Origin of the sequence: Pseudomonas sp. MWU318 (assembly GCF_016756945.1) — a bacterium.
In the GTDB taxonomy this organism is placed as follows: Bacteria; Pseudomonadota; Gammaproteobacteria; order Pseudomonadales; family Pseudomonadaceae; genus Aquipseudomonas; species Aquipseudomonas putida_A.
In genome coordinates this window covers 123,745-150,036 of sequence record NZ_JAESJL010000002.1, presented here as the reverse complement: position 1 = coordinate 150,036, position 26,292 = coordinate 123,745, and the positions used below count along the sequence as shown (strand labels likewise).

Genomic DNA, 26,292 nt, shown 5'->3' with positions numbered 1-26,292 from the left:
CGGCGGGTCGGTAGTGCGTTCGAGCGTTTTTACTTCGGAGTGATGTACTCAATGATTTTCTGGTGGCTCATGCCCGCAATCTGCATTTTTTCATTCGCAATGACCGCAGGCCTTCGCCGATATGCTCTTGCGCGCAGCATGCTCGACGTACCCAATGATCGCAGCTCCCACACGATTCCTACACCGCGTGGCGGTGGCGTATCGATCGTTGTGACGTTTTTATGTGGTCTGCTGACGATGTGGTTGACGGATGTCATAGATCTGCATTTTTTTCTCGGTGCTGCCGGTGCGGGCGGGTTGGTAGCCCTGATCGGGTTTATGGATGATCACGGGCATATTGCCGCTCGCTGGCGCCTGCTCGGGCACTTTGGTGCGGCGCTCTGGGTGCTGGGCTGGATCGGCGGGCTGGCACCGGTGGAGGTGTTCGGATTGCGCTTCGACCTTGGCTGGGTTGGTCATTTCTTCGCGCTGTTCTATCTGGTATGGATGTTGAATCTGTACAACTTCATGGATGGGATCGATGGACTGGCGAGTGTAGAAGCAATCAGCGTCTGTGGTTCTGTTTGTGTCCTGTATTGGTCAAGCGGGCAGCCAGGTCTTAGTTGGGCACCTTTTCTGCTGAGCATGGCGGTTCTGGGCTTTCTGCTGTGGAATTTTCCACCAGCAAAAATTTTCATGGGCGATGCGGGAAGCGGATTTCTGGGTGTGATCCTGGGTGTCCTGTCATTGCAGGCAATGTCGATAAATCCGGATTTCCTCTGGGTTTGGCTTATTTTGCTGGGCGTGTTCATTGTTGATGCCACGTTCACGTTGCTTCGACGGTTGTTGCGCGGCGACAAAGTGTACGAGGCTCATAGAAGTCACGCTTATCAGTATGCGTCACGTCGATATGGGCGACATCTGCCGGTGACAGCAGCCGTTGCCTTGATCAATGTGCTGTGGCTGTTGCCCATAGCGTTTTGCGTAGTAGCCGGTAGGGTGGACGGTGGATTGGGGCTGATAATTGCATACCTTCCGTTGCTGGTCCTCGCGGTGAAGTTTCATGCAGGAGAACTCGAAGTCAAAACCGTTGTCCGGTGATTGATAGACAAAATCGGTAGGGTGTCAAAATATTACGTACAATGATTGCGGATTTAGCAGAGTACGCGCAGGTCGGTTGAGGTTTATGGATAAATTACGCGCCTTTTTGCTGGGTTTGCCACGCAGGCAAAAACGACTGATTCAAGTTGCCACAGATGTGTTTCTGGTCTGGGCGTCTCTCTGGCTCGCATTTATCGTCCGCCTCGGCATCGACGATATGTACAACCCGTTAAGGGCGCATTTCTGGCTGTTCGTCAGTGCACCGATCATCGCAATTCCGCTTTTCATCCGTTTCGGCATGTACCGTGCCGTCATGCGCTACTTTGGTAACGATGCGCTGATTGCGATCGTCAAGGCGGTCAGTCTTTCCTCGCTGATCCTGGCGCTGGTGGTGTATTGGTACAGCAACCATGAGGCAGTGGTTCCGCGCTCCATTATTTTCAACTATTGGTGGCTAAGTCTGGTCATCATTGGCGGATTGCGCCTTTGTATGCGTCAGTACTTCATGGGCGACTGGTTCACGGCCGCGCAGCATGTGCCATTCACCAGCCGCGAAGACGGACTGACCAAGGTCGCCATTTACGGTGCGGGGGTAGCCGGCAATCAACTGGTTGCCGCTTTACGCATGGGACGGGTCATGCGGCCGGTTGCATTTATCGACGATGACGCGAGTATTGCAGATCGCTCCATCTCCGGCCTTCAGGTGTACAAGCCCAAGCACATCCAGCAAATGATCGACGTTACGGGCGCTCAGGAAATCCTCTTGGCGCTACCATCATCAACCCGGGCTCGTCGCCGAGAAATCCTCAATCTGCTCGAAGGGTTTCCGCTCCATGTTCGCAGTGTTCCCAACTTTACCGATCTGGCCAGCGGACGGGTGCGGGTGGAAGACATTCAGGAGGTCGATATTGCCGACTTGCTGGGGCGTGACTCGGTTCCGGCTCAACCTGACCTGCTAGCCCGGTGTATCAAGGGCCGGGTAGTGATGGTAACTGGCGCTGGCGGGTCCATCGGCTCGGAGTTGTGCAGGCAGATTTTTGCCCTGGGTCCGACCACGCTGATTCTGTTCGAACACAGCGAGTTCAATCTCTACAGCATTCTTTCGGAGCTCGAGCAGCGCGGTAACAGGGAATCAGTATCAGTACGGTTGTTGCCGATACTCGGCTCAATTCGCCATCAGGACAAACTCCTCGATGTGATGAAAACCTGGAAAGTCGATACGGTTTACCACGCAGCGGCGTACAAACACGTGCCGATGGTCGAGCACAACATTGCCGAGGGCGTGCTGAACAATGTCATCGGTACGCTCAATACTGCTCAGGCTGCCCTGCAGTCCGGTGTTGCGAACTTTGTTCTGATCTCCACCGATAAAGCAGTGCGGCCCACGAACGTCATGGGCAGTACCAAGCGGTTGGCCGAGTTGACGTTGCAGGCCTTGAGCCGTGAGATAGCGCCGGTATTGTTTGGTGACAAATCAAACGTGTCCCGAGTCAATAAAACCCGCTTCACCATGGTCCGTTTCGGCAATGTGCTGGGTTCGTCGGGTTCGGTAATCCCGCTGTTTCACAGCCAGATCAAATCAGGCGGCCCACTGACGGTCACGCACCCCAAGATCACCCGCTACTTCATGACGATTCCGGAAGCTGCGCAGCTGGTGATTCAGGCCGGATCCATGGGGCAGGGCGGTGATGTCTTCGTGCTGGACATGGGGGAACCGGTCAGGATTGTCGAGCTGGCAGAAAAAATGATCCACCTGTCGGGCTTGAGCATTCGCTCCGAGCGCAACCCGCAGGGCGATATTTCCATCGAGTTCACTGGCTTGCGGCCAGGTGAAAAGCTCTACGAGGAGCTGTTGATCGGCGACAACGTGGCAGCAACTCCCCATCCGATGATCATGACCGCCAACGAGGATCATCTTCCCTGGGACGTACTCAAGGCTCGCCTGCACGAATTGCTCGTGGCGGTCGAAAAGGATGATTACTCACGAGTCCGTCAGTTGCTGCGAGAGACTGTCAGCGGTTATACCCCTGACGGCGAAATAGTCGACTGGATCTATCAACAACGCCGCCTCGAACCCTGATTGTTTCACATCCTGTAATAGACGCATTTTTGACACCCGCCAACCATCGCCTAAGTTTGGAGAGCAGCTTCGGAAAAGCTGCTTTCTCAAACGATGATGGAGCGTCATTTATGCGTAACGGTTTTTTCTACTCCCTGGTTTTCGCTTTGCTCACCAGTGCTTCAATCGCTGTGGTGGCGGCACCCGCCGTTGTCCCGAACACGGATGGCGCAACGATGGTGAGCGACACCGTGACGACGTCTTCCAGTGAAAAAGTCGATCTCAACGGTGCGGATGCGATGACTCTGCAAAAACAGTTGTCCGGGGTAGGCGAGGCGAAGGCCAAAGCCATTGTTGCGTATCGTGATGCTAATGGGCCATTTGCCTCGGTGGATGAGCTGCTGGAAGTGAAGGGCATCGGCAAGGCAATCCTCGATCGCAACCGCGACAAGCTGGAAGTGAACTAAGCTGATTATTCAACGCCAAGGGGCCGGTCATTGACCGGCCTTTCTGCTTTCTGGTGGTAGAGATGCGGCAGAGAGAGCGGCGTCGCGTTTGTCGGTGAGCTAAAAATTATGGGTATCATATTGTCTTTGGATTATGCCTATAATAATTTCCGTCACCTCCAGGCAAGCGAGCGTTGGAGGCCTATCTCCCAATATGTTTCAGGAGCGCTCTCATGAATTCCGCACAATCCCAAGGTACTGCTCTGGTGACCGGCGCATCGTCCGGTATCGGTGCCATCTACGCGCAGCGACTGGCGGCGCGTGGTTTTGATCTGCTGTTGGTTGCGCGTGACAAAGACCGCCTGGAAAGTGCTGCGAGCCAGTTGCGAGACGCCCATGGCGTTCAGGTCGAAGTGCTAAAAGCCGACCTGACGCAAAAGGACGATGTCCTCAAACTCCAGCAACGCCTGCGCAGTGATTCGAGCATCACCCTGTTGGTGAATAACGCGGGGGTCGCAGCCGATGGTTTGCTGGCCAATTCCGACGCCGAGCAACTGGAGCGTCTGATCCAGTTGAACGTCACCGCCGTTACGTTGCTGGCCTCAGCCGCTGCTGCCAGTTTCGCCAAGGCCGGACGCGGCACGATCATCAACATCGCGTCAGTGGTGGCGCTGTTTCCGGAGCGTTTCAACGCGACCTACAGTGCGAGTAAAGCCTATGTGTTGAGCCTGACTCAATCGCTCAACGCCGAGCTCGAAGGCACTGGCGTGAAGGTGCAAGCGGTGTTGCCTGGCGTTACCCGCACCGAAATCTGGGAGCGTTCCGGCATCGACGCCAGTGGCATACCGGCGGAGATGGTGATGGAAGCCGGCGAGATGGTCGACGCGGCGCTCGCCGGTCTGGATCAGGGCGAGTTGATTACCATCCCTTCGTTGCCGGATGAGGGTGAATGGCAGGCCTTTGTGCGTGCACGACATGTCATGGCACCGAATCTGTCGCGCAGTTCGGCGGCTGAACGCTACAAAAATTGATCAGAGGTAACTGCGGTATGAGTCAGCGTCGAATTGTTGTCACCGGTATGGGTCTGGTTTCTCCTTTGGGGAGTGACGTCGAGAGGGTCTGGCAGCGCTTGCTCGCCGGGCGCTCGGGCTTGCGCAATTTGCCGGACGCGGTGAGCGCGGATCTGCCGACCCGGGTCGCCGGTATGGTGCCAACGGCGGCGGAGGACATCGAGGCCGGTTTCGATCCGGACCTTGCTACGCCACCCAAAGAGCAAAAGAAGATGGATCGCTTCATCCTGTTCGCCATGGAAGCGGCGCGCCAGGCGTTGGCGCAAGCCGGATGGCAGCCGTCCGAGGCCGAGGATCAGGAGCGCACCGCGACGATCATCGGCTCCGGTGTTGGCGGGTTCGGTGCAATAGCCGACGCCGTACGCACCACCGACAGTCGTGGCCCGCGTCGTCTGTCGCCGTTCACCATCCCATCGTTTCTGGTCAATCTGGCGGCCGGACATGTGTCGATCCAGCACGCTTTGAAGGGCCCGCTCGGCGCACCGGTGACTGCTTGTGCGGCCGGGGTCCAGGCGATTGGCGATGCTGCACGGATGATTCGTGCCGGTGAAGCGGATATCGCGGTTTGTGGCGGGGCGGAAGCCTGCATCGATCGGGTCAGCCTGGCCGGTTTTGCCGCAGCGCGAGCGCTATCCAGCGGTTACAACGACACCCCCGAACGTGCCTCACGACCATTTGATAGTGGTCGCGATGGCTTCGTGATGGGTGAGGGCGCCGGCCTGCTGGTCATCGAATCGCTGGAGCATGCGCTGGCACGTGGTGCGCAACCTTTGGCTGAGCTGGTCGGTTACGGCACCACTGCCGATGCCTATCACCTCACCGCCGGGCCGGAAGACGGTAGCGGTGCAAGACGGGCGATGCAGTTGGCGCTGGCTCAGGCGGGGGTTGCGCCGAAGCAGGTGCAGCATCTCAATGCACACGCGACCTCGACGCCGGTGGGTGATCTTGGTGAGTTGGCAGCGATCAAGGCGCTGTTCGGTTCGGAGAATAAAATCGCCGTGACGTCGACCAAATCCGCCACCGGGCATTTGCTCGGCGCTGCTGGCGGGCTTGAGGCGATCTTCACTTTATTGGCCATCCGCGATCAGGTAGTCCCGCCGACGCTCAACTTCGACAATCCGGATCCTGCGAGTGTGGGGGTAGATATCGTTCACGGTCAGGCGCGGTCTGTGCCGATCGAGTATGCCCTGTCCAACGGATTCGGTTTTGGCGGGGTGAACGCCAGTGTACTGTTCAAGCGCTGGCAGGTTTAGTCCTGCGATTGCTTGAGGTGATCGCGCGTGACGTCGAGGATGCGCTGGGCAAGCTCGGCGTCAGCGACACTGCGTGACAGCAAGAGCGCGCCGACCAGCGTCGACATGATGACGATGGCCCGGTCGGCGCTGTTGTCGCCCTCAAGGGTGCCTTCGATTTGATTCAGTCGGGCATTGAGTACCGCATCACTGGTCAGGCTCGGCTGCCCGCGCAGGCCCAGTTCTGAAGAGATCGTCGGCAGCGGACAGCCTTCGTGCGGGGAGGTCTGATGCCATTCGGACAGGTAGGTGTCGATAAACGCCTGCAGCGGCTGTTCCTTGGAAAAGATTTCGGCGCACAGGCCATCGACTTGATTGCTCGCCTCCTGCAAGGCTTTTTCGACCAGTTCGTCCTTGGATTTGAAGTGCGAATAAAAGCCGCCGTGGGTCAGTCCCAGTGCTTTCATCAGGGGTTGCAGACCGGTAGCACCAATGCCGTCTTTGCGAAATCGCGCCGAGGCTTCCTTGATGATCCGCTGATGGGTTTGAGCTTTATGATCTTGCGAGTAACGCATGTGGAACTCTCCGCAACAAGACCACCATCTTAACCAAGGTGAATGACATGGTGACTGTACTTCTACTTCTTAAAAGCGTGCAGCTGAGTCCAACACGATCCTTGGAGTAATACTCTCCACAAAAAACAACCCCGCCTGATCCGGCGGGGTTTTTCGTTCAGCGATCCTGCGCGTCCTTGATATCCGCTTCGGCGTTGCGCTGTGCAACGCGTTTGCGTTCTTCATCGGTCAGTTCAACCTTGTTGGCGGTGTCGCGCAGCATCATCAATCCGCCAACGATCGAGCCGATTGCAACGACCAGAATCAACCAGGCATACCAGGGCATAACGGCTCTCCTTAATGGCAGCTCGGCGGGCGAGGGTTTCACCAGCGACGCTGCATACCACTTATGAGCGAAATGACTTCGCAGTGGTTCCATTCTAGGCCTGATATCCAAGCCGCACCTTAATTCCCTGTAGGAGCTGCCGAAGGCTGCGATCTTTTGACTTTGCTTTTTCAAAAACAAGATCAAAAGATCGCAGCCTTCGGCAGCTCCTGCATGATGCGTTATCGCCCCGTCAGCATCGCATCGGCCGGCGCATCGGCGCGCAACTGCCCGGTCAGCAGGAAGTAGCCGAAGCCGACAGCCATGAAGCCAAGGAAAATCAGCCCGATCAGCGCGTTGAACCAGGCCATGGCGATCAGGCACACCACCGCCAGCACCAGTGCGATCAGCGGGATCAGCGGATAGCATGGAGCACGGAAAGTCCGCTCGAGATTGGGTGCGGATTTGCGCAATTTGAACAGACTGAGCATGCTCATGATGTACATCACGATCGCGCCGAACACGGCCATGGTGATCATCGCCGCGGTGAGGGTCATGCCGCCGAGGTTGATCAGGCCGTCGCTGTAGATCGCGGCGATGCCGATGATGCCGCCGGCGATGATCGCCCGGTGCGGGGTCTGGAAGCGCGAGAGTTTCGCCAGCGATGCCGGCAAGTAGCCGGCGCGGGCGAGGGCAAAGAACTGTCGCGAGTAGCCGAGGATGATCCCGTGGAAACTCGCCACCAGACCGAACAGACCGATCCACACCAGCATGTGCAACCAGCCGGAGTTGTCGCCGACCACGGTCTTCATCGCCTGCGGCAGCGGGTCGTTGATATTCGCCAGGGTGCGCCAGTCACCGACGCCGCCCGCAAAGAACATCACGCCCATCGCCAGCAACACCAGGGTCAGGATCCCGCTGATGTAGGCCTTGGGGATCGTGCGTTTGGGATCCTTGGCTTCTTCGGCAGCCATCGCCGCGCCTTCGATGGCGAGGAAAAACCAGATCGCAAATGGAATCGCGGCGAACATCCCGGCAATCGCTGGCGGCCCGAACACATCGGAGCCGGCCCAGCCGTTCAACGCAAAACTGCTGAAGCTGAACGCTGGCGCGACCACGCCCATGAACACCAGCAATTCGATCACCGCCAGCACGCAGACGATCAGTTCAAACGTCGCGGCCAGTTTGACCCCGAGGATGTTTAACCCCATAAAGACGATGTAGGCGCCGACTGCCGCGTGTTTCGGGTCAAGTGCCGGAAACTGCACATTCAGATAAGCGCCAATTGCCAAAGCAATAGCCGGTGGTGCGAAGACGAATTCGATCAGCGTGGCCAGCCCGGCGATCAGCCCGCCTTTCTCACCGAACGCACGACGGCTGTAAGCGAACGGCCCGCCGGCATGGGGAATCGCCGTGGTCAGTTCGGTGAAGCTGAAAATGAAGCAGGTGTACATGGTCGCGACCATGAACGAGGTCACCAGAAAACCCAGGGTGCCGGCGACGCCCCAGCCGTAACTCCAGCCGAAGTACTCGCCGGAAATCACCAGCCCGACGGCGATGCCCCACAGGTGCAAGGTGCCCAGTGTGGGTTTGAGTTGTGTGTTCATGCGCATGCTCCCGGGAACGGTGTGGAAAGCTCGGGGGAGGGCGTGTGCAGTGGGCGTGCCAGTCCTGTGAATCAGGTCGCAATAGGCTGAAAGCTGTCGTTTTCCAAGATGTTCATTACCGGATGGGCACATTTTCGTGCGCCAGTTGGGTGCGATGTCGTTTGCGCTGCCGTCATCGCGGGCAAGCCCGCTCCCACAGGTTTAGCGTTGGAATCAAACTCTGTGGACCACGCAAAACTGTGGGAGCCGGGCTTGCCCGCGATGAGGCCCGACCTGACGCTGCAAAACCCCGCTGTAACGCCAGCATAAAACCACTCTTTACGCTTTCTTTATGCCCAGCCAACACCCTCGGTCTCGTTCCTTTACAGCCTCCTTTCCGACAATGCCTCCACACGCGGCAATACGCCGTAACACGGAGATCTTCCATGAGCGTTCTGGACGGGGTGTCCCTGCTGTTGGCAGCCGGGCTGTTCATTTATCTGTTGGTTGCGCTGTTGCGCGCGGATCGGAACTAGGAGCGGCTATGCACAGTTATGACTATTGGCTGATCCTCGCGTTTTTTGCGGTGGTCTTGCTGCCGGCGCCGTTCCTCGGGCGCTTTTACTACAAGGTGATGGAAGGTCAGCGCACCTGGCTGACGCCGGTTCTCGGCCCGGTCGAGCGCGGTTGCTATCGGATTGCCGGGGTGGATCCGCAGGCTGAGCAGAGCTGGCAGAAGTACACGCTGGCCTTGCTCGCGTTCAACCTCGCCGGTTTCCTGCTGCTGTTCGCGATCCTGTTGTTCCAGGATCACCTGCCGCTGAACCCGCAAAACCTGCCGGGCCAGGAATGGACTCAGGCGTTCAACACCGCGGTCAGTTTCATGACCAACACCAACTGGCAGTCCTACAGCGGTGAAGCGACCCTCAGCTACCTGAGCCAGATGGTCGGTCTCACCGTGCAGAACTTCGTCAGTGCCGCCACCGGTCTCGCCGTGCTGGTCGCGTTGTGCCGTGGCATCGGTCGCAAGTCGACCAAGACCCTTGGCAACTTCTGGGTCGACATGACCCGCGCCACCCTCTACGGCCTGCTGCCGCTGTGCCTGCTGCTGGCGCTGTACCTCGTCTGGCAGGGCGTGCCGCAGACTTTCGCGCAATACGTCAATGCCGTCACCATGCAGGGTGTCGATCAAGTGATCCCGCTCGGCCCGGCGGCCAGCCAGATTGCGATCAAGCAACTGGGCACCAACGGCGGTGGCTTCTTCGGTGTCAACTCGGCGCATCCGTTCGAGAACCCGACCGCGTGGAGCAACCTGTTCGAACTCGCGTCGATCATTCTGATTCCGGTAGCGCTGGTGTTCACCTTCGGTCATTACGTGAAAGACCAACGTCAGAGCCGCGCGATCATCGCCTGCATGCTCGCACTGTTCCTGATCGGCGGCGCGACTTCGCTGTGGGCCGAATATCAGCCCAACCCGGCGCTGAACAATGCTGCTGTCGAACAGACCGCGCCACTGGAAGGCAAGGAAGCACGCTTCGGTACCACCGCCACCGTGCTGTGGTCGGTGACCACCACCGCAGCGTCGAACGGTTCGGTCAACGGCATGCACGACAGCCTCAACCCGCTTAGCGGCATGGTCGCGCTGGTCAACATGATGGTCGGCGAAGTGATCTTCGGCGGCGTCGGCGCCGGGCTCTACGGCATGTTGCTCAACGTGCTGATCGCGGTGTTCCTCGCCGGCCTGATGATTGGCCGCACCCCGGAATACCTCGGCAAGAAACTGCAGGCGCGGGAAGTGCAATTGCTGGTCGTGACTCTGTTGGTCATGCCGATTGGCGTGCTGGTACTCGGCGCCATCGCGGCGGCTCTGCCTGGCCCGGCGGCGACCATCAGCAACCCCGGCCCGCACGGTTTCAGCCAGTTGCTCTATGCCTACACCTCGGCCAGCGCGAACAACGGTTCGGCGTTCGGCGGCCTGAGCGCCAACACGCCGTTCCACAACCTGATGCTCGGTCTGGGCATGTTGATCGGCCGCTTCGGTTACATCCTGCCGGTACTGGCCCTGGCCGGCAGCCTGGCGATGAAGAAAACCGCACCGATCGGCCAGAACAGCTTTCCGACCCACGGCCCGCTGTTCGTGACCCTGTTGACCGTGACCATTTTGCTGGTGGGCGGCCTGACCTTCCTGCCGACTCTGGCGCTCGGTCCGATTGCTGAACACTTGAGCATGGGCTTCTAAGGAATCGATCATGAATATGCATGTTCCTGCAAAACCTGCGGTGCCGACGAAGTCGGCAGAAGCACCGAAAACCGCGATCTCGGCCCTGTGGCGTCCGGCGCTGGTGCAAGCCTTCGTCAAGCTCGACCCGCGCCAGCTGGTGCGTTCGCCCGTGATGCTGGTGGTCGAACTGACGGCGATTTTCACCACCGTGCTGTGCTTCATCCCGGACAACATCGTGCCGACTTTCGTCGCCGCGCAGATTGCTCTGTGGTTGTGGTTCACCGTGCTGTTCGCCAACTTCGCCGAAGCCTTGGCCGAAGGTCGCGGCAAGGCCCGCGCCGACAGCCTCAAGGCTGGCAGCGAAGGCCTCAGCGCGCGGCGCAAACTGGCCAACGGCAGCTTTCAGGTGGTGCCTGCCGCCAGTCTGCGCAAAGGTGACGTGGTGCGCGTCGAAGCCGGGGAAATGATCCCCGGTGACGGCGAAGTCATCGAAGGTATTGCCGCGGTCAACGAAGCGGCGATCACCGGTGAATCGGCGCCGGTGATTCGCGAGTCCGGCGGCGATCGCTCGGCGGTCACCGGCAACACGCGCCTGGTGTCCGACTGGTTGTTGATAAAGATCACCGCCAACCCCGGTGAGTCGACCCTCGACCGCATGATCGCGTTGGTCGAAGGCGCCAAACGCCAGAAGACCCCGAACGAAGTCGCGCTGGATATCCTGCTGATCGGCCTGACCCTGATCTTCCTGCTGGTGGTGGTGACCCTGCAGCCGTTCGCCCACTTCGCCAACGGCAGCCTGCCGCTGGTGTTCCTGGTGGCGCTGCTGGTCACGCTGATTCCGACCACCATCGGTGGCCTGTTGTCCGCCATCGGTATTGCCGGGATGGATCGTCTGGTGCGGCTGAACGTGATCGCCAAATCCGGGCGCGCCGTGGAAGCGGCCGGTGACGTGCATGTGTTGCTGCTGGACAAGACCGGCACCATCACCTTCGGTAACCGCCGTTGCAGCGCGGTGTATGCCGCGCCAGGCGTGAATGGTCGCGAGTTGGCCGAAGGCGCGTTGTTCGCTTCGCTGGCGGACGAAACGGCCGAAGGCAAATCGATCGTCGAGTACCTGCGCGGTCTGCACCCGCAAACCGAGCCGGCGCTGGATACGTTGACTGCCGTGCCGTTCAGTGCGGAAACCCGCTTGTCCGGTGTCGACTATCAGGGCCGCGTGTACCGCAAGGGCGCAGTCGATTCGCTGCTGTCGTTCCTCGGTCAACAACGCTCGGATCTGGCCCCGGCGCTGTCGCGGGAAATCGACAAGATTGCGCAGAGTGGCGGTACGCCGTTGCTGGTCTGCGCCGACGGCAAGCTGCTGGGTGCGATTCACTTGAAGGACGTGGTCAAGCCAGGCATTCGCGAGCGTTTCGCCGAGCTGCGCAAACTCGGGATTCGCACCGTGATGGTCACCGGCGACAACCCTCTGACCGCGGCGGCCATCGCGGCTGAAGCGGGCGTCGATGACGTGCTCGCCGAAGCCACCCCGGAGAAAAAGCTGGCGCGTATCCGCCTTGAGCAGAACGACGGTCGTCTGGTCGCCATGTGCGGCGACGGCGCCAACGACGCCCCGGCGCTGGCCCAGGCTGACGTCGGCATGGCGATGAACGACGGCACGCAAGCCGCACGCGAAGCAGCCAACATGGTCGACCTCGACAGCGACCCGACCAAGCTGCTGGACGTGGTGCAGATCGGCAAGGAATTGCTGGTGACCCGTGGTGCGCTGACGACGTTTTCCATCGCCAACGACGTGGCCAAATACTTCGCGATTCTGCCGGCGCTGTTCGCCGCGATCTATCCGCAACTGGGCGTGCTGAACATCATGCACTTGACCAGTCCGCAGAGCGCGATCCTCTCGGCCATCGTCTTCAACGCCCTGATCATCGTGGTGCTGATTCCACTGGCACTGCGTGGCGTGCGCGTGCAGGCAGCGAGTGCCGCGGCACTGCTGCGGCGCAACCTGCTGATCTACGGACTGGGCGGGATTCTGGTGCCGTTCGTGGGGATCAAGGCGATCGACATGCTGCTCACGGCTTTGCATTTGGTTTGAGGTGGGAAGAGCCCCTCACCCTAACCCTCTCCCGGAGGGAGAGGGGACTGATCGAGGTGTTTGTAAGAGGCGTACCGACCTGGGATAGCGAGCCGAACTCAGGTCTGGAAAAGCGCAGAGATCGGCTCCCTTTCTCCTCGCCCCCTTGGGGGAGAGGGCTGGGGTGAGGGGGAAAAGATCTCCCTGGTACCCCGCAAAAGTTTGCCCAACGAATTCGAGGATTTTGCAATGTCCACAATGATACGTCCGGCCCTGAGCCTGCTGGTGCTGATGACCCTGATCACCGGCGTGGCCTATCCACTGGTGGTGACCGGCGTTGCGCAGGTCGCTTTCCCTGAACAGGCCAACGGCAGCCTGGTGCACGATGCCGACGGCAAAGTGCGCGGCTCGTCGCTGATCGCCCAGGATTTCGTCGGTGATGCGTGGTTCCATCCGCGTCCTTCGGCGGGCGCGTTTGCTACCGTATCGAGCAGCGCCAGCAACCTGGCGCCGAGCAATCCGGCGCTGGCCACCCGGGTGATCGACGACGCCAACAAGTTGCAGGTGCCCGGCCAGGGGCCGGTGCCCTTGGCGTTGCTGACCACCTCCGGCAGCGGCCTCGATCCGCACTTGCCACCGGCGGCAATTGCCTATCAACTGGCGCGTGTCGCGCAAGCGCGCAACCTGCCGGTATCGACCTTGCAGCAACTGCTCGATGCGCACATCGAACAGCCGCTGGTGGGGCCGCCGGTGGTGAATGTGCTGGAATTGAACATGGCGCTGGAAAAGCTGTAATTCGGCGGCGCGGCCATTCGCGAGCAGGCTCGCTCCCACAGGAATACGCGTTCCAAATGTGGGAGCGAGCTTGCTCGCGAAGAGGGCCAAGAGAACACCGCATAACTATCAGGAAGAGAGAACATCAAGCATGAGCGACTCCGGCCGCGCCGACGCGCTGTTAGCAGACCTGCCCCGCGACGGCCGTGGCCGGCTGAAGATTTTCCTCGGCGCCGCCCCCGGGGTCGGCAAGACCTACGCGATGCTCCAGGCCGCGCACACGCAATTGCGCCAGGGCGTGAAAATCATTGCCGGTGTCGTCGAAACCCATGGTCGTGCGGAAACCGAAGCGCTGCTCGGCGGTTTGCCGCAGCAGCCGCTGGTGCGCTCGGAATACCGTGGCGTGATGCTCGAAGAAATGGACCTCGACGGCCTGCTCGCGGCCAAACCCAAGCTGGTGCTGGTGGATGAGCTGGCGCACACCAACGCCCCCGGCAGTCGCCACGCCAAGCGCTGGCAGGATATTCAGGAACTGCTCGCCGCCGGCATCGACGTCTACACCACAGTCAACGTCCAGCACCTGGAAAGTCTCAACGATCAGGTGCGCGGCATCACCGGTGTGCAGGTGCGCGAAACCCTGCCGGACTGGGTGCTGCAGGAAGCCTACGAACTGCTGCTGATCGACCTGCCGCCGCGTGAATTGCTGGAGCGTCTGCGCGAAGGCAAGGTCTACGTGCCGGAGCAGGCGCGGGCGGCGATCGATGCGTTTTTCACCCAGACCAACCTCACCGCGTTGCGCGAGCTGGCGATGCAAACGGCGGCCGCGCAGGTCGACAACGATCTCGCGCAAGGCTATCGCCAACTTGGTCAGGCAGCTCCAGCGGTGCGCGGGCGTTTGCTGGTCGGCGTCGATGGCGATGCGCATGCCGAACGCCTGGTGCGTCACGCCAGCCGCGTGGCCCAGCGTCGGCATTTGCCGTGGAGTCTGGTGCACGTCGACAATGGCACGGTGCGCGACGAGCAATCGCGCCTGCGCCTGCAAAACGCCCAGCAACTGGCTGAACGGCTCGGCGGTGAGGTGGTGTTGTTGCGGGCCGGCGAAGTGGCGAAAACCCTGATCCAGCATGCCGCCGAACGCCGGGCGAGTCTGCTGCTGGTCGGCCAGTCGCGGCCGAGTCTGCGCCGTCGACTGTTCGGTGGAGGGCTCGCCGCGCGTTTGCTGCGTCAGGCCCATGGCCTGGAAATCAACGTCCTCGACAATGACCATGAACACCCGCAACAGCGCCTGCGAACCACGCCGACGCTGGTCTGGTTCGACTATCTGTTGGCGCTGGTTGCCACGCTGTTGGCCAGTGCCCTGGCGTGGGCGGTATCAAGTATTTTGCCGCTGCCCAACATCTCGCTGGTGTTCCTCGCGGCGGTGCTGCTGGTGGCGGTGCGCAGCAGTCTGGGCCCGGCGCTGGCCTGCGCGGCGCTGTCGTTTCTGACCTATGACTTCCTGTTCATTCCGCCGAATTTTTCCTTCGCCATCCAGCGCGAAGAAGACGTTTTGACCTTGCTGTTCTTCCTGCTGATGGCGGCGCTCACCGGTAATCTCGCCGCGCGTCAGCGGCGGCAGTTGCAGGCGTTGCGCGATACGCAGGAAGAGACCACGGAGCTGCTCGACCTGTCGCGCAAACTGACTGCGGCGACAGACCGCCAAGCGGTGGTCAGCGCCGCCGCGCAGCACCTCAACGGCTGGAGCGATCTGCAATTGTGCCTGCTCAACCGCGACGGCCAGGGCGGCTGGAAAGTCGAGACCGGCGGGCCTCTGGAATTCAGCGAATCGGAACGCGCCGCCGCCGACTGGGCCTGGCAACACGATCAACCGGCCGGCATGGGCACCGGCACGCTGCCGTTCGGTCGCTGGTGGTGGTGGCCGCTGTCGGTGGAGGACGGGCCGCTGGCGCTGCTCGGGGTCTGCGCCAAAGAGGGCCAGACCTTGAGCGGCCAGCGTCGACGCCTGCTCACTGCGTTGAGCCAGCCACTGGCTCAGGCATTGGCCCGGGCGCAACTGGCGGACGATCTGGAAGCCGCGCGCCTGCACGGTGAAACCGAGCAATTGCGCAGCGCGCTGCTGGCCTCGGTCTCGCATGATTTGCGTACACCGCTGACCGCCATGCGCGGCAGCATCGACAGCCTGCTGGCCCTCGGCGAAGCGATCCCGCTGGAGGATCGCCGCGAGTTGCTCGAAGGCACCCGCGATGAAGCCGAACGCCTCGACCGCTACATCCAGAACCTGCTGGACATGACCCGCCTCGGCCACGGTGCATTGAAGCTCGCGCGCGACTGGGTAGCGCCGGCCGACATCGTCGGCAGTTCGCTCAATCGCCTGCGTGCAGTGCTGGCGCCGTTGCAGGTCAGCACCGATGTGCCGTCCGAGTTGCCGCTGCTGTTCGTGCATGCGGCGCTGATCGAGCAGGCGCTGGTCAATGTGCTGGAAAACGCCGCACGCTTTTCGCCGGCTCACGGTCGTTTGCAACTGAGTGCCGGGGCGAGTGAAGACGAGATTTTCTTCACGGTCAGCGATGAAGGGCCGGGGATTCCCGAAGAGGAGCGGGCGAAGATTTTCGACATGTTCTATACCGCCGCTCGTGGCGATCGCGGCGGGCAGGGCACCGGTCTTGGCCTGGCGATCTGTCAGGGCATGGTCGGCGCGCATGGCGGGCGGATCAGCGTCGCCGACGGCATTGACGGGCGCGGCACCAGCATCACCCTGCACCTGCCGTTGCAGACGCAACCGGGGATGGACAATGAAGCCTGATCGCGACTGCGCTACTCTCTTGCCAATCTTTTGTGTCGATGTGAATTCATGAGCCAGACCGCGACCATTTTGGTCATCGATGACGAACCACAGATCCGCAAATTCCTGCGCATCAGCCTCGCCTCACAAGGCTACAAAGTGCTCGAGGCCGGCACCGGTGCCGAGGGCCTGGCGCAGGCGGCACTGAACAAGCCCGACCTGCTGGTGCTCGACCTCGGCCTGCCGGACATGGACGGCCAACAGGTGCTGCGCGAGTTTCGCGAGTGGGCCACCGCGCCGGTGCTGGTGCTGTCGGTGCGGGCCAGCGAAGGGCAGAAAGTCCAGGCGCTGGATGGCGGCGCCAATGATTACGTGACCAAGCCGTTCGGCATTCAGGAATTTCTCGCCCGGGTCCGCGCGTTGTTGCGTCAGGCACCGGCCGGCGAGGCCCAGCAAGCGGCGCTGACGTTCGGCCCGTTGACCGTGGATCTGGCTTATCGACGCGTGCTGCTCGACGGTGCCGAAGTGGCGCTGACCCGCAAGGAATACGCGGTGCTGGCGCAACTGGCGCGGCACCCGGGGCGAGTGATCACCCAGCAGCAATTGCTCAAGGACATCTGGGGGCCGACGCATACCGAGGACAGTCACTACTTGCGGATTGTGGTCGGGCATTTGCGCCAGAAGCTGGCAGATGATCCGACGCGGCCGCGGTTTATTGTGACTGAAGCGGGAGTGGGGTATCGGTTGTTGAGTGACAACAGTCTGTAGGTTTTGTGTTGCCTGGTCTGGCCCCTTCGCGGGCAAGCCCGCTCCCACAGGGTTCGCCGGAGTCATCGAAATTTGTGTTTCACACCGGTCACTGTGGGAGCTGGCTTGCCAGCGATGAGGCCCTGACAGTCAGCCGAGAACTTCAGGGCTCTCTACTCTGCTCACTCTCATACCGATCCAGCGTATCCCGCGCAATCTCCCGCCCCAGCGCGATCAGTTCCGGCGCCTTGTAGAATTCGAAAAACCGGCACACGCGCTTCGGCACGTTGATCAGGATGTCCGGCGGATAGCCGGCGATCTTGTATTGCGCCAGCGAGGTCTGCATCACCTCGAAACTCTGGTTGATCAGGTCCAGCAGTGACGCCGGCCCGACGTTGTCGATGATGAAAGAGCCGGTGGCGGACTTCGGCGCGCCTTCGCGTTCGGGTGCCGCTGCCGGTTGCTGACTTTCCGGTTCGCTGCCTTCCAGCCATGGGTTGATGTCGGCGGCTTCGGCGCGCAGCGCTTCCTGTTCCAGCAACAGCAACTGTTCGGCCTGTTTGCGGCGGAACGGCATCTTCGAACCCAGCGAACTGAGCAGGCTGTCGAAGCGCGAACGAAACGCTGGCGGGCGCTGAATCACCGGCAATTTGTAGTGGCGCTGGTTGGTCGCGTTGAGGTTGACCGCGATGATCAGGTCGCAGTGGCTGGAGACCACCGGCACGATCGGCAATGGGTTCAGAATGCCGCCGTCCACCAGCATCCGGTTGCCCTGCATCACTGGGGTGAACAGGCTGGGAATTGCTGCCGAGGCGCGCATCGCCTGATGCAGACAGCCTTCCTGAAACCAGATTTCCTGCTGGTTGGTCAGGTCGGCGGCGACCGCGGTGTAGGGGATGCGCAGGTCTTCGATGTTGATCTCGCCAACGATCTTGCGGATCTGCCCGAAGACCTTTTCGCCACGAATTGCGCCGAGGCGAAAACTCACGTCTACCAGCCGCAGCACATCCAGATAGTCGAGAGTTTCGATCCAGGTGCGGTACTCGTCGAGTTTGCCTGCGGCATAGATCCCGCCGACCACCGCGCCCATCGAACAACCGGCAATGCAGGCAATGTCGTAACCGCGTCTTTCGATCTCCTCAATGACTCCGATATGGGCGTAGCCCCGGGCGCCTCCGGAGCCCAGCACCAGTGCGACACGCTTTTTCATCAAACTTCCTCCCGACAAGGCTCCACAATGCACCCTTCGGGGGGCGGGCGACAATCGGCAGGGTCGCTGGAGACGGCAGGGGCGTCGTTTTTTCGATACTCTGTGACCGCTCGGCGCTATGCTCTGGTCACCGCAGATTCATGGGGCGCCAAGGCACTTTTCCCGCGCCGCAACGTCTTACCTGCACGACTGTTGACCTATTTTGAGGTGTGAGTGATGAAAGCCTGGATCTGTGTGCCGTTGATCGCCCTGGCATTGGCCGGTTGCGCTGGCAAGACTGCTTATCGGGACAGCTGTGGCAGTCAGCTGGATGCGGCGTGGCATGAACTGGACTTGGCCAAGGCCGAAGGTTTCGCCGGCACGGTCAGCTACTCCAAGGCGCTGTCGTTGCTGACGGCGGCCAAGACTCAGCAGCAATTCGAAGGCTTTGAAGGCTGCAGCAACAAGGCCGAGAAAGCCCGTTTCTATATTCGCGAATCCCGCGCCGGACGCTAAGCTGCTGACTTGACGCAAGGATGCGCCTGCCTTCTGACGGCAGACTCATCCTTCAAGCCATGTGAATCAGGAGCAAGTGATGTCTGCGTTGGTTGACCGGTTGGTGGCTCATGTCCTGAGTCTGGAAGTGCGTTTGCTGGCCTGTCAGGCGCGCCTGACTGCGCGTACCGACCCCCAGGCGCTGCATGACTTGCGCACCACGGTACGGCGCTTGCGCAGCCTGTTGCGACCCTTGCGTGGTTTGCCCGGAGTCGAGCAACTGGAAAGTGCCGCCTCGGCGGTCGGTCAGTTGACCACGCCGTGGCGCGATCGCGAGGTACTGGCGGCGTACCTGCTCAAGCATGATCAGCCGCAAGCGGCGCAGCGACGCATGGCTCAAATGGACGAAGCCTATCCAACATTGGCGGCCAGCGCCGAAGTGGCTTCGCTGCTGATCATCCTCGACGCTTTCCCGCGTTTCTTGCGTGCCTCCGAGCGTCAGGGCCTGCTCAAGGGCCTGGGCAAACGCATCGAAAAACGCCTGCACAAACAATGGAAAAAACTCGACGAGGCCCTGCACGATCCGGCACACGACCGCCATCGTCTGCGCTTGCTGATCAAGCGCGTGCGTTATGGCATCGAAGCCTATCCGGAACTCGATCGCCTGCCTGAGCCGGCGCTGGAGCGGCTGAAGTCGGCGCAGGGTGCGTTGGGTGACTGGCACGATTGCTGGCAGTGGCTGGCGCGGGCCGAACTGGAAAGCGATCTGCAACCGTGCGTCGCGACGTGGCAGGAGGGCCTGATCAAGGCTGAAGCCAAGGCCGATCGGGTGCTGGATAAACTCAGTTCAAGCTGCTTCAAATAATCTCGATATCACCCGGCCCCTGTAGGAGCTGCCGCAGGTGCGATCTTTTGATTTTCAAAAACAAAGATCGCAGCCTGCGGCAGCTCCTACAGGGGTTTTTCTTTGCATGGGAAATCGGAGTAAGGCCTTTCTGTCAGTCCATTTGACCGGAATAGACGCTGCGGCGCTCTGCCATGCTGGTTAAGATCGCTGCATTCCTTTTTCGCTTGCCGAGGTTGTCATGCGCTTTTCCGATCTGATCGAGGCGGTTCGTCGCCAGCCAGAAGTGACCATTCCCGCCGAGTGGGGTCAGGGTCGGGCCAGTTTTGGTGGCCTGGTCGCGGCGCTGCAATACGAAACCATGCGCGCGAAAGTGCCGGCGGAGCGCCCGGTGCGTTCGTTGGCGATCACCTTTGTCGGCCCGGTGGAGCCGGACGTCCCGGTGCGTTTCGAAGTCGATGTGTTGCGCGAAGGCAAAGCGGTCAGCCAAGTGCTGGGCCGGGCTGTGCAGAACGGTCAGGTAGTGACGATCGTGCAGGGCAGCTTTGGCGCTTCGCGACCTTCGGAAGTCGCAGTCGAGGCCTATCCGGCAGCTGAAATGAAACACTGGGAAGAATGCCAGGAGTTGCCCTACATCAAGGGCGTGACCCCGGAGTTCATGCGTCACCTGGCGATGCGCTGGAGCGTTGGCGGCATGCCGTTTACCGGCAACACATCGCGGCAGATGGGCGGCTGGGTGCGTTTGCGTGGCGATGTGAAGGAAGAGCCGGTCAACGAGGCGCATCTGCTGGCGCTGGTGGATGCGTGGCCACCGGCCTTGTTGCCGTACCTGAAGAAACCGGCACCGGGCAGCACGCTGACCTGGACCATCGAATTCGTGCAGCCGTTACGTGACTTGAACACGCTGGACTGGTGCAAATACCTGGCGGACATCGAGTACGCTGCCGACGGTTACGGCCATGTCGCCGCCAAGTTATGGAGCGCGGAGGGAGAGTTGATCGCCATGAGTCGGCAGACCGTGACGATTTTTGCCTGAGTTACTCAGTGCCGACGGTGGCGCTCCCGCCAGGCGCGCCACCAGCCGCCGCTGAGGAAAAACCGCGGAAAGGTCAGAAACTGCTCGACCAGCAAGCGTGACACCGCATCTTTGCGATCACTGAACGGCTCGGAGGCTTGCGCCTCCAGGCTGTGGCCGTGGCGCTGCAGACCCAGCGCCGCGACAATACCGATCACACCGATTGCGACACTGGCCAGACTCAAGCTGAACACGCCGGACACGATCAGCAGAAATGCAACGATGAACAGCGGCACGGCAATCAGGTGCAACACCAGATTGGTCGGGTGCTGGTGATTGTTCGGGTACGCGCGCCATTGCCACGCGGGAAGATTGGGGTGACGTTTGCCCATGTTGGCTACTCCTCGATCCATGTTGAACACATGCTTGAAGAATAGGCCGGGGCGGATAGGGCGGCGAATCAAGGTTGGCTATTGGCATCATAGTAATGATGGACAACAAAACATCGCAGCCTTTGGCAGCTCCTACATTGAAATGCCTACAACTGTAGGAGCTGCCGAAGGCTGCGATCTTTTGATCTTCAGAGCTTCAACTGCCCGATTGCCTTGCTCAGCTCCCCGGCCAACGTCGCCAGTTCATTACTGGTGGTCGCCGAATCCACCGTCTGCTGCACGGTGTTTTCGGTCACATCACGAATGCTCACCACCGCCCGATTCATCTCCTCGGCCACCTGACTCTGCTGCTCGGCCGCCACCGCAATCTGCGTGTTGCTCTCGCGCATCTGCGCCACCGCGCCAGTGATTTCTGCCAGCGCCTCGCCAGCCTCCTGCGCCTGTTGCACGCAGTCGTCGGCCTTGTACGAACTCTCCTGCATGAAGTCCACCGCATCGCGGGTGCCGGCCTGCAGCGCCGAAACCATGGTGGTAATTTCATCGGTGGAGGTCTGCACGCGTTTGGCGAGATTGCGCACCTCGTCGGCGACCACCGCAAAACCGCGGCCCATCTCGCCGGCACGCGCCGCTTCGATGGCGGCGTTGAGCGCCAGCAGGTTGGTTTGCTCGGCGATGCTGTGAATCACACTGACCACACCGTTGATCTTCTGACTGTCCTCGGCCAGGCGCTGAATCATCTCGGCGGTCTGCTGCACACCGCTGGAGAGTCCGGCAATCGACTGCTGCACGCGGCTGACCACTTGCTGGCCGCTGCCCGCGAGACCATCGGCGGTCTGCGACAGGTCACGGGTGGCGCCGGCGTGTTGCGCGATGTGATAAACCGTGGCGGTCATTTCATTGATTGCGGTGGCGGCCTGATCGGTCTCGCTCTGTTGACCGAGCATGCCGTGGCGCACTTCGTTCATGCTCGCCGCCAGACGCGCAGCGCCGACGTCGAGTTGCCGCGCGGTGTTGGCGACGGTGGTGACCACGCGCTGATAACCGGCCTGCATCGCGTTGAACGCATTGGCCATTTGCCCGACTTCGTCCTTGCAGGCCAACGGCACGCGGGCCGAGAGGTCACCACTTTTCTCGACGTGCAGCATCACGTCTTTCAAGGTGTTGAGCTGACTGAGCAGGAAGCGGATCAGCAACTGCGAAGCGCCGAGCATCGCCAGCATCAGAATGAACACCGCCACCGCGTAGTTGGCAAAACGTTCGCTGAATACTTGCGCCAGACTTGGGCCATAGGCGATGACCGCGACTTGCTGGCCGTCGGCACGATTGAACACTTCGGCGCCCAGCAGCGGGTTGTTGCCGAACAGCGGCAGATGATTGATCTCGTTCCAGCCGTTGCTGTCGCCGATCTCCAGCACGGGTTGATCGTTGATGCGCGGCGCTTCACCGCGTTTGAAGGTCAGCACCTGATCAGTCTTGGGCAAGGCTTGCCCGGTCGGCCACGCCTTGAGCAATTGTGCCTGGGCTTGCGCGGAGGTTTTCGACGCGTGACTGCGGGCCTGCTGCTCAAGTTGCACGGCGTACAGCACCAGCAGCAGGGTGGTGACGAAAGCGACCGCATTGACCGCCCAGAATTTGTATTTCAGCGAGATATTGCTAAGCCAGGCACCCATGGAGGTCTTCTCTGATAGCGGAAACAGTTTTGGCAAGGTGCCAGCATTGTGCCGCTACCCAGGAAGTCGGGGTTGATGTGAGTCAACAGATCAAAAGATCGCAGCCTTCGGCAGCTCCTACAGGGTGTTCACCCTCTCAGTGTAGGAGCTGCCGAAGGCTGCGATCTTTTGCTGTTCAAACCAGTGCCGGCAGGTTGAAGAACGTGCGGGCACACGCCGTGGTATGCGCCGCCAGATCTTCCTCGGTCTCGCCCCGATGCAGCGCCACTTCGCGCAGCACTTCGGTCAGATACGCTGGCTCATTGCGCCCGTTCTTCGGCTTTGGGCGCAAGGTGCGCGGTAGCAGGTACGGCGCGTCGCTTTCGAGCATCAGTCGTCCGCGCTTGATCTCCTTGACCAGCGGATGCAGGTGCATGCCCCGGCGCTCGTCGCAGATCCAGCCGGTGATGCCGATGTGCAGGTCCAGATCGAGGTAACTGAACAGGGCTTTTTGCTCGCCGGTAAAGCAGTGCACCACGGCGGCGGGCAGTTGGTCGCGGAAGTCCCTGAGGATTTCCAGCAGACGCTGACTGGCATCCCGCTCATGCAGGAACACCGGCAATTGCAGTTCTACTGCCAGCGCCAGATGTTCTTCAAGGACTTTTACCTGTTGCGGGCGCGGCGAGAAATCACGGTTGAAATCCAGCCCGCATTCGCCCACGGCGACCACGTTTTGCTCTTGCAGCAGGCTGCGCAAACGGCGCGCGCTGTCAGCGTTCCAGTCACTGGCCGAATGCGGGTGAATGCCAGCGGTGGCAAACAGCCGCTGGCCGCTTTGATCCAGTTGTCGGCAGAGCTCCAGCGCCTGTTCGCTACTCTCGACGCTGGTGCCGGTCAGCACCAGTTGGCAGACCCCGGCAGCGTAGGCGCGGTCGAGCACGGCCTGATGTTTTTCGGCGAAACTGGGGTTGGTCAGGTTGACGCCGATATCGATGAGTTGCATGGTTCTACCTCGGGCCGAAGGCCGGAAAGCATACCAGAGCTGTAGATTTATAAGAAAAGCCAAGAACTACAACGAGTTATAGCTGTCTTTTGATGCCGTGACGTAGCCCGGGTTGGCAGAAAAGCCATCACTGTGCCAGTCTCTCGCACTTTGCCAGCGCTCCAGGCGCTCTGTTTTCGTCGGTGATTTCGACCGTTCAGCGGTGAAATCACCCCGTATTCTTTCCGGAGAGTGGATGCATCGTCCCTCGGTTTTGCTCCTGTTGTGCGCGTCACTGCTGCTGCCGATAACGGCGGTTGCGCGCTTGCCCGGGCCACAGCAAGCCGTGCCGGCCGCCAAGGTTCGTGACCTGTCGGAGATCCGCAGCAGTCGAGTGTTGCGGGTGTTGGTCAACCAGAGCCGCAACAGTTCCGGTGAAGTTCAGGGACAGGCCATCGGCGTCGAATACCATCGCCTGCGCGCCTTCGAGCAATACCTCAATGGCCACGCCCGCGATGGTCAGGAAATTACCCTCAAGATCATTCCCAAAGCCAAGGATCAACTGCTCGGCGCGTTGCAGCGTGGTGAAGGTGATCTGGTGGCGCCCGGCGAGCTGCTTGATCTGCAACCCGGCCACGCGGTTGCCAGCAGTGAGCCGATCGCCAGCAACGTGCCGCTGGTGCTGGTCGGCATCAAGGGCGAGCGCCGTTACACCAAGGTCGAGCAGCTTTCCGGCAAGACCCTGGCCTTGCCGACCGGCAGTGCGGCGGGGGAGGCGGTCAGCCAGCTCAATCAGAAACTGGCATTGCACAAACTGGCGCCGATCAAGATCGAATGGGTCGATCCGACGCTGGCCGTTGAAGACGTGCTGGAGATGGTGCAGGGCGGGATCTTCCACCTGACTATCGTCGAGCAACCGATCGCCGAGCGTTGGGGCAAGATCCTGCCCAAGCTGCGTTTCGACCGGCAATTGATGATCAGCGAACCGGGTGAGGAATACTGGTTCGTGCGCCGTGATGCCTCGATGCTGCGAGCGAGCATCGATCGCTTTTTGGTCGGCTACAGGAAGCCGGCGAACGAGGATGCAGAGTTTCTGCGGATCTATCGACGGCTCTATCAAGTGCATTATCCGTTGGCCAAGGCTGACCGCCAGCGTCTGGAGAAACTGCGCCCGACCCTGCAAAAGCACGCCGACGCGCAAAGCATGGACTGGCTGAACCTGGCGGCGCTGGCCTTCAAGGAGTCAGCCCTGCAACCCAGCGCCCGCAGCGGCAGTGGCCCGACCGGGTTGATGCAGATTACCCCGTCTGCGGCGCAGCGGGTCGGTGTGAACAACATCCAGAATCTCGATGCGAATGTGCAGGCCGGGGCCAAATACCTGGCGATGATTCGCCGCAAGTTTTTCAGCAGTCCGAAACTCAATGAGCGCGAGCGCATGGCGTTCACCCTGGCGGCCTACAACATCGGCCCGGAGCGGGTGCAAGGCATGCGCGCCGAGGCACGGCGGCGCGGGCTGAATCCGAACCAGTGGTTCTTTCAGGTCGAGCGCATCGCCATGGAGCAGGTGGGCATGGGCCCCGTCAGCTATGTTAATAGCGTGAACAAGTATTACCTGGCGTTCGACCGGGAGCGGGAGTCACTGGAGCCCCGGGGACAGAAAGTCGCTTCACGGAAATAATCTAATAATTTGATTGTTATGGCGGAATAATTGCGCTTTTAACATGAATTTAACTGATTAATATAGCGGCCAATCCCAACACACTTCTCGCAAAACAAGGAATGCCCCATGAGCTCTCTGATCAACAAGGTTCTGTTCACCCGCGCCGGTTACGGCCTGACCATTCTGCGCATCGCGGTCGGCGTGATCTTCGCCGCCCACGGTTCGCAAAAGCTGTTTGGTCTGTTCGGCGGTTACGGTCTGGCGGGCACCGCGCAATACATGGACAGCCTCGGTCTGCACCCGGGTTACCTGATGGCCACGCTGGCCGGCGGTACCGAGTTCTTCGCCGGTCTGGCGCTGATCATCGGCCTGCTTGTGCGCCCGGCGGCGCTGGGTCTGACCTTCCTGTCGCTGGTGGCGATCTTCACCGTACACATCAGCAACGGTCTGTTCATGGCCAACAACGGTTACGAGTTCGCCCTGGCGCTGCTCGGTGGCAGCCTCGCGGTGATGATCGAAGGCGCCGGCAAGCTGTCGGTGGACCGCGCCATCGCCGGTTGAGCGCTCTGGATCAAGCAAAAGGCCCGCATTGTGCGGGCCTTTTTTGTTGCGGCCGATTCTTGACACTCATCGGTCACGTTCTCTAGGATGTTGCTCATGCGCCGATTTAAACAGCTACTTGCGGGGCGCCAGGTGACTCAGACAGTTGCCGTCAGAAGCCGGAACAGGGCTTCGAAATACCGCTAAAGCGCTGGTTCGGTGTTGCCTCTCACCTGCCATGCAGACTTTTGAGGCAGAGACACGACACGATGAATGCACTACGCCCTCCAGCACGTCCCGCGCCGATCACGGCACATATCACCCAGCGCAACCCGAAAATCCTGCTTGGCGGCAAACATCAGCCGACGCTGTTGCGTTATCTCGATGGCTGGCCACGTCGCAGCGGCGGTCCTGCCGCGTTCCTGATCCAGTTCGTTGAAGACGGCGAGTCGCTGGCGCGGTTTGCCAGTGACAGTTTTGATCTGGCAGTGATTCAGGCACCGAGCGCTGAAGACGCTCCGGAAATGATCAAGCAACTGACCCGCGTTGCGCGGCAGGGTTTGATCACCCGACGCTGAA

Annotated in this window: 24 protein-coding genes; 17 read left to right on the top strand and 7 right to left on the bottom strand. The window is 60.7% G+C overall.

Features of this window, described 5'->3' with window-relative positions; genetic code table 11:
- The first annotated feature begins 51 nt into the window (after window positions 1-51).
- From JN524_RS04675 to fabF, 5 genes are all read left to right on the top strand, one after another.
- Entirely contained in the window at window positions 52-1,080 is a 1,029-nt protein-coding gene (locus tag JN524_RS04675) for an MraY family glycosyltransferase (protein ID WP_202368666.1), read from the top strand.
- Window positions 1,081-1,165: 85 nt separating this feature from the next.
- Window positions 1,166-3,160, top strand: a complete 1,995-nt coding sequence (locus tag JN524_RS04670; RefSeq protein WP_202368665.1) for a polysaccharide biosynthesis protein — start codon at window positions 1,166-1,168, stop codon at window positions 3,158-3,160.
- A gap of 110 nt (window positions 3,161-3,270) precedes the next feature.
- Window positions 3,271-3,606: a ComEA family DNA-binding protein gene (locus JN524_RS04665; RefSeq protein WP_202368664.1), complete on the top strand. Its 336-nt coding sequence runs from the start codon at window positions 3,271-3,273 to the stop codon at window positions 3,604-3,606.
- Window positions 3,607-3,818: 212 nt separating this feature from the next.
- A complete protein-coding gene (locus JN524_RS04660) occupies window positions 3,819-4,616 on the top strand; it encodes an SDR family NAD(P)-dependent oxidoreductase (protein ID WP_202368663.1) in 798 nt (265 codons plus the stop codon).
- A gap of 17 nt (window positions 4,617-4,633) precedes the next feature.
- A complete protein-coding gene (gene fabF, locus JN524_RS04655; RefSeq protein WP_202368662.1) occupies window positions 4,634-5,908 on the top strand; it encodes a beta-ketoacyl-ACP synthase II in 1,275 nt (424 codons plus the stop codon).
- Here the strand turns inward: fabF and JN524_RS04650 are convergent.
- The 3 genes from JN524_RS04650 to eat all read right to left on the bottom strand — a co-directional run bounded on the left by JN524_RS04650 (window position 5,905) and on the right by eat (window position 8,373).
- Entirely contained in the window at window positions 5,905-6,462 is a 558-nt protein-coding gene (locus tag JN524_RS04650) for a TetR/AcrR family transcriptional regulator (RefSeq protein WP_202368661.1), read from the bottom strand. The two genes, fabF and JN524_RS04650, sit on opposite strands and share 4 nt — an antisense overlap.
- Before the next feature lie 157 nt (window positions 6,463-6,619).
- Entirely contained in the window at window positions 6,620-6,787 is a 168-nt protein-coding gene (locus JN524_RS04645; protein WP_003226857.1) for a DUF2897 family protein, read from the bottom strand.
- Between the two features lie 221 nt (window positions 6,788-7,008).
- Window positions 7,009-8,373 carry an ethanolamine permease gene (gene eat, locus JN524_RS04640; protein ID WP_202368660.1) on the bottom strand — a complete coding sequence of 455 codons (1,365 nt, stop codon included), beginning with the start codon at window positions 8,371-8,373 and terminating at the stop codon, window positions 7,009-7,011.
- A gap of 425 nt (window positions 8,374-8,798) precedes the next feature.
- Here eat and kdpF point away from each other — a divergent pair, with 425 nt between their 5' ends.
- From kdpF to JN524_RS04610, 6 genes are all read left to right on the top strand, one after another.
- Entirely contained in the window at window positions 8,799-8,888 is a 90-nt protein-coding gene (gene kdpF, locus JN524_RS04635) for a K(+)-transporting ATPase subunit F (protein ID WP_007963673.1), read from the top strand.
- A gap of 8 nt (window positions 8,889-8,896) precedes the next feature.
- Complete coding sequence (kdpA, locus tag JN524_RS04630) at window positions 8,897-10,591, top strand: potassium-transporting ATPase subunit KdpA (RefSeq protein ID WP_202368659.1); 1,695 nt, start codon at window positions 8,897-8,899, stop codon at window positions 10,589-10,591.
- Between the two features lie 10 nt (window positions 10,592-10,601).
- Window positions 10,602-12,665 carry a potassium-transporting ATPase subunit KdpB gene (gene kdpB, locus JN524_RS04625; RefSeq protein WP_202368658.1) on the top strand — a complete coding sequence of 688 codons (2,064 nt, stop codon included), beginning with the start codon at window positions 10,602-10,604 and terminating at the stop codon, window positions 12,663-12,665.
- A gap of 228 nt (window positions 12,666-12,893) precedes the next feature.
- On the top strand, window positions 12,894-13,439 hold the full coding sequence (gene kdpC, locus JN524_RS04620) for a potassium-transporting ATPase subunit KdpC (protein ID WP_003226848.1): 546 nt from the start codon (window positions 12,894-12,896) through the stop codon (window positions 13,437-13,439).
- A gap of 130 nt (window positions 13,440-13,569) precedes the next feature.
- Entirely contained in the window at window positions 13,570-16,221 is a 2,652-nt protein-coding gene (locus JN524_RS04615) for a sensor histidine kinase (RefSeq protein ID WP_202368657.1), read from the top strand.
- A 48-nt stretch (window positions 16,222-16,269) separates the two neighbouring features.
- Window positions 16,270-16,968: a response regulator gene (locus JN524_RS04610; protein WP_047295501.1), complete on the top strand. Its 699-nt coding sequence runs from the start codon at window positions 16,270-16,272 to the stop codon at window positions 16,966-16,968.
- A 142-nt stretch (window positions 16,969-17,110) separates the two neighbouring features.
- Here the strand turns inward: JN524_RS04610 and JN524_RS04605 are convergent, their stop codons facing one another.
- Window positions 17,111-18,157 carry a patatin-like phospholipase family protein gene (locus JN524_RS04605; protein WP_027612455.1) on the bottom strand — a complete coding sequence of 349 codons (1,047 nt, stop codon included), beginning with the start codon at window positions 18,155-18,157 and terminating at the stop codon, window positions 17,111-17,113.
- A gap of 216 nt (window positions 18,158-18,373) precedes the next feature.
- Here JN524_RS04605 and JN524_RS04600 point away from each other — a divergent pair, with 216 nt between their 5' ends.
- The 3 genes from JN524_RS04600 to JN524_RS04590 all read left to right on the top strand — a co-directional run bounded on the left by JN524_RS04600 (window position 18,374) and on the right by JN524_RS04590 (window position 20,511).
- On the top strand, window positions 18,374-18,652 hold the full coding sequence (locus JN524_RS04600; RefSeq protein WP_007963692.1) for a hypothetical protein: 279 nt from the start codon (window positions 18,374-18,376) through the stop codon (window positions 18,650-18,652).
- Window positions 18,653-18,731: 79 nt separating this feature from the next.
- Entirely contained in the window at window positions 18,732-19,496 is a 765-nt protein-coding gene (locus tag JN524_RS04595) for a CHAD domain-containing protein (RefSeq protein WP_202368656.1), read from the top strand.
- A 220-nt stretch (window positions 19,497-19,716) separates the two neighbouring features.
- On the top strand, window positions 19,717-20,511 hold the full coding sequence (locus JN524_RS04590) for an acyl-CoA thioesterase (RefSeq protein ID WP_202368655.1): 795 nt from the start codon (window positions 19,717-19,719) through the stop codon (window positions 20,509-20,511).
- A 5-nt stretch (window positions 20,512-20,516) separates the two neighbouring features.
- Here the strand turns inward: JN524_RS04590 and JN524_RS04585 are convergent, their stop codons facing one another.
- The 3 genes from JN524_RS04585 to JN524_RS04575 form a co-directional block, all read right to left on the bottom strand.
- Complete coding sequence (locus tag JN524_RS04585) at window positions 20,517-20,882, bottom strand: Mpo1-like protein (RefSeq protein ID WP_047295495.1); 366 nt, start codon at window positions 20,880-20,882, stop codon at window positions 20,517-20,519.
- A gap of 188 nt (window positions 20,883-21,070) precedes the next feature.
- Window positions 21,071-22,552, bottom strand: coding sequence for a methyl-accepting chemotaxis protein (locus JN524_RS04580; RefSeq protein ID WP_202368654.1), 1,482 nt, complete (start codon window positions 22,550-22,552; stop codon window positions 21,071-21,073).
- A 175-nt stretch (window positions 22,553-22,727) separates the two neighbouring features.
- A complete protein-coding gene (locus JN524_RS04575; RefSeq protein WP_202368653.1) occupies window positions 22,728-23,534 on the bottom strand; it encodes a TatD family hydrolase in 807 nt (268 codons plus the stop codon).
- A 235-nt stretch (window positions 23,535-23,769) separates the two neighbouring features.
- Between JN524_RS04575 and JN524_RS04570 the strand changes: the two genes are divergently transcribed.
- From JN524_RS04570 to JN524_RS04560, 3 genes are all read left to right on the top strand, one after another.
- Window positions 23,770-25,191 carry a transglycosylase SLT domain-containing protein gene (locus tag JN524_RS04570; protein ID WP_202368652.1) on the top strand — a complete coding sequence of 474 codons (1,422 nt, stop codon included), beginning with the start codon at window positions 23,770-23,772 and terminating at the stop codon, window positions 25,189-25,191.
- 108 nt (window positions 25,192-25,299) lie between these two features.
- On the top strand, window positions 25,300-25,734 hold the full coding sequence (locus JN524_RS04565; RefSeq protein WP_003226822.1) for a DoxX family protein: 435 nt from the start codon (window positions 25,300-25,302) through the stop codon (window positions 25,732-25,734).
- A 248-nt stretch (window positions 25,735-25,982) separates the two neighbouring features.
- Window positions 25,983-26,291 (top strand): hypothetical protein, encoded by a 309-nt coding sequence (locus JN524_RS04560; protein WP_003226820.1) that lies wholly within the window; start codon window positions 25,983-25,985, stop codon window positions 26,289-26,291.
- The last annotated feature ends 1 nt before the right edge of the window (window position 26,292 follow it).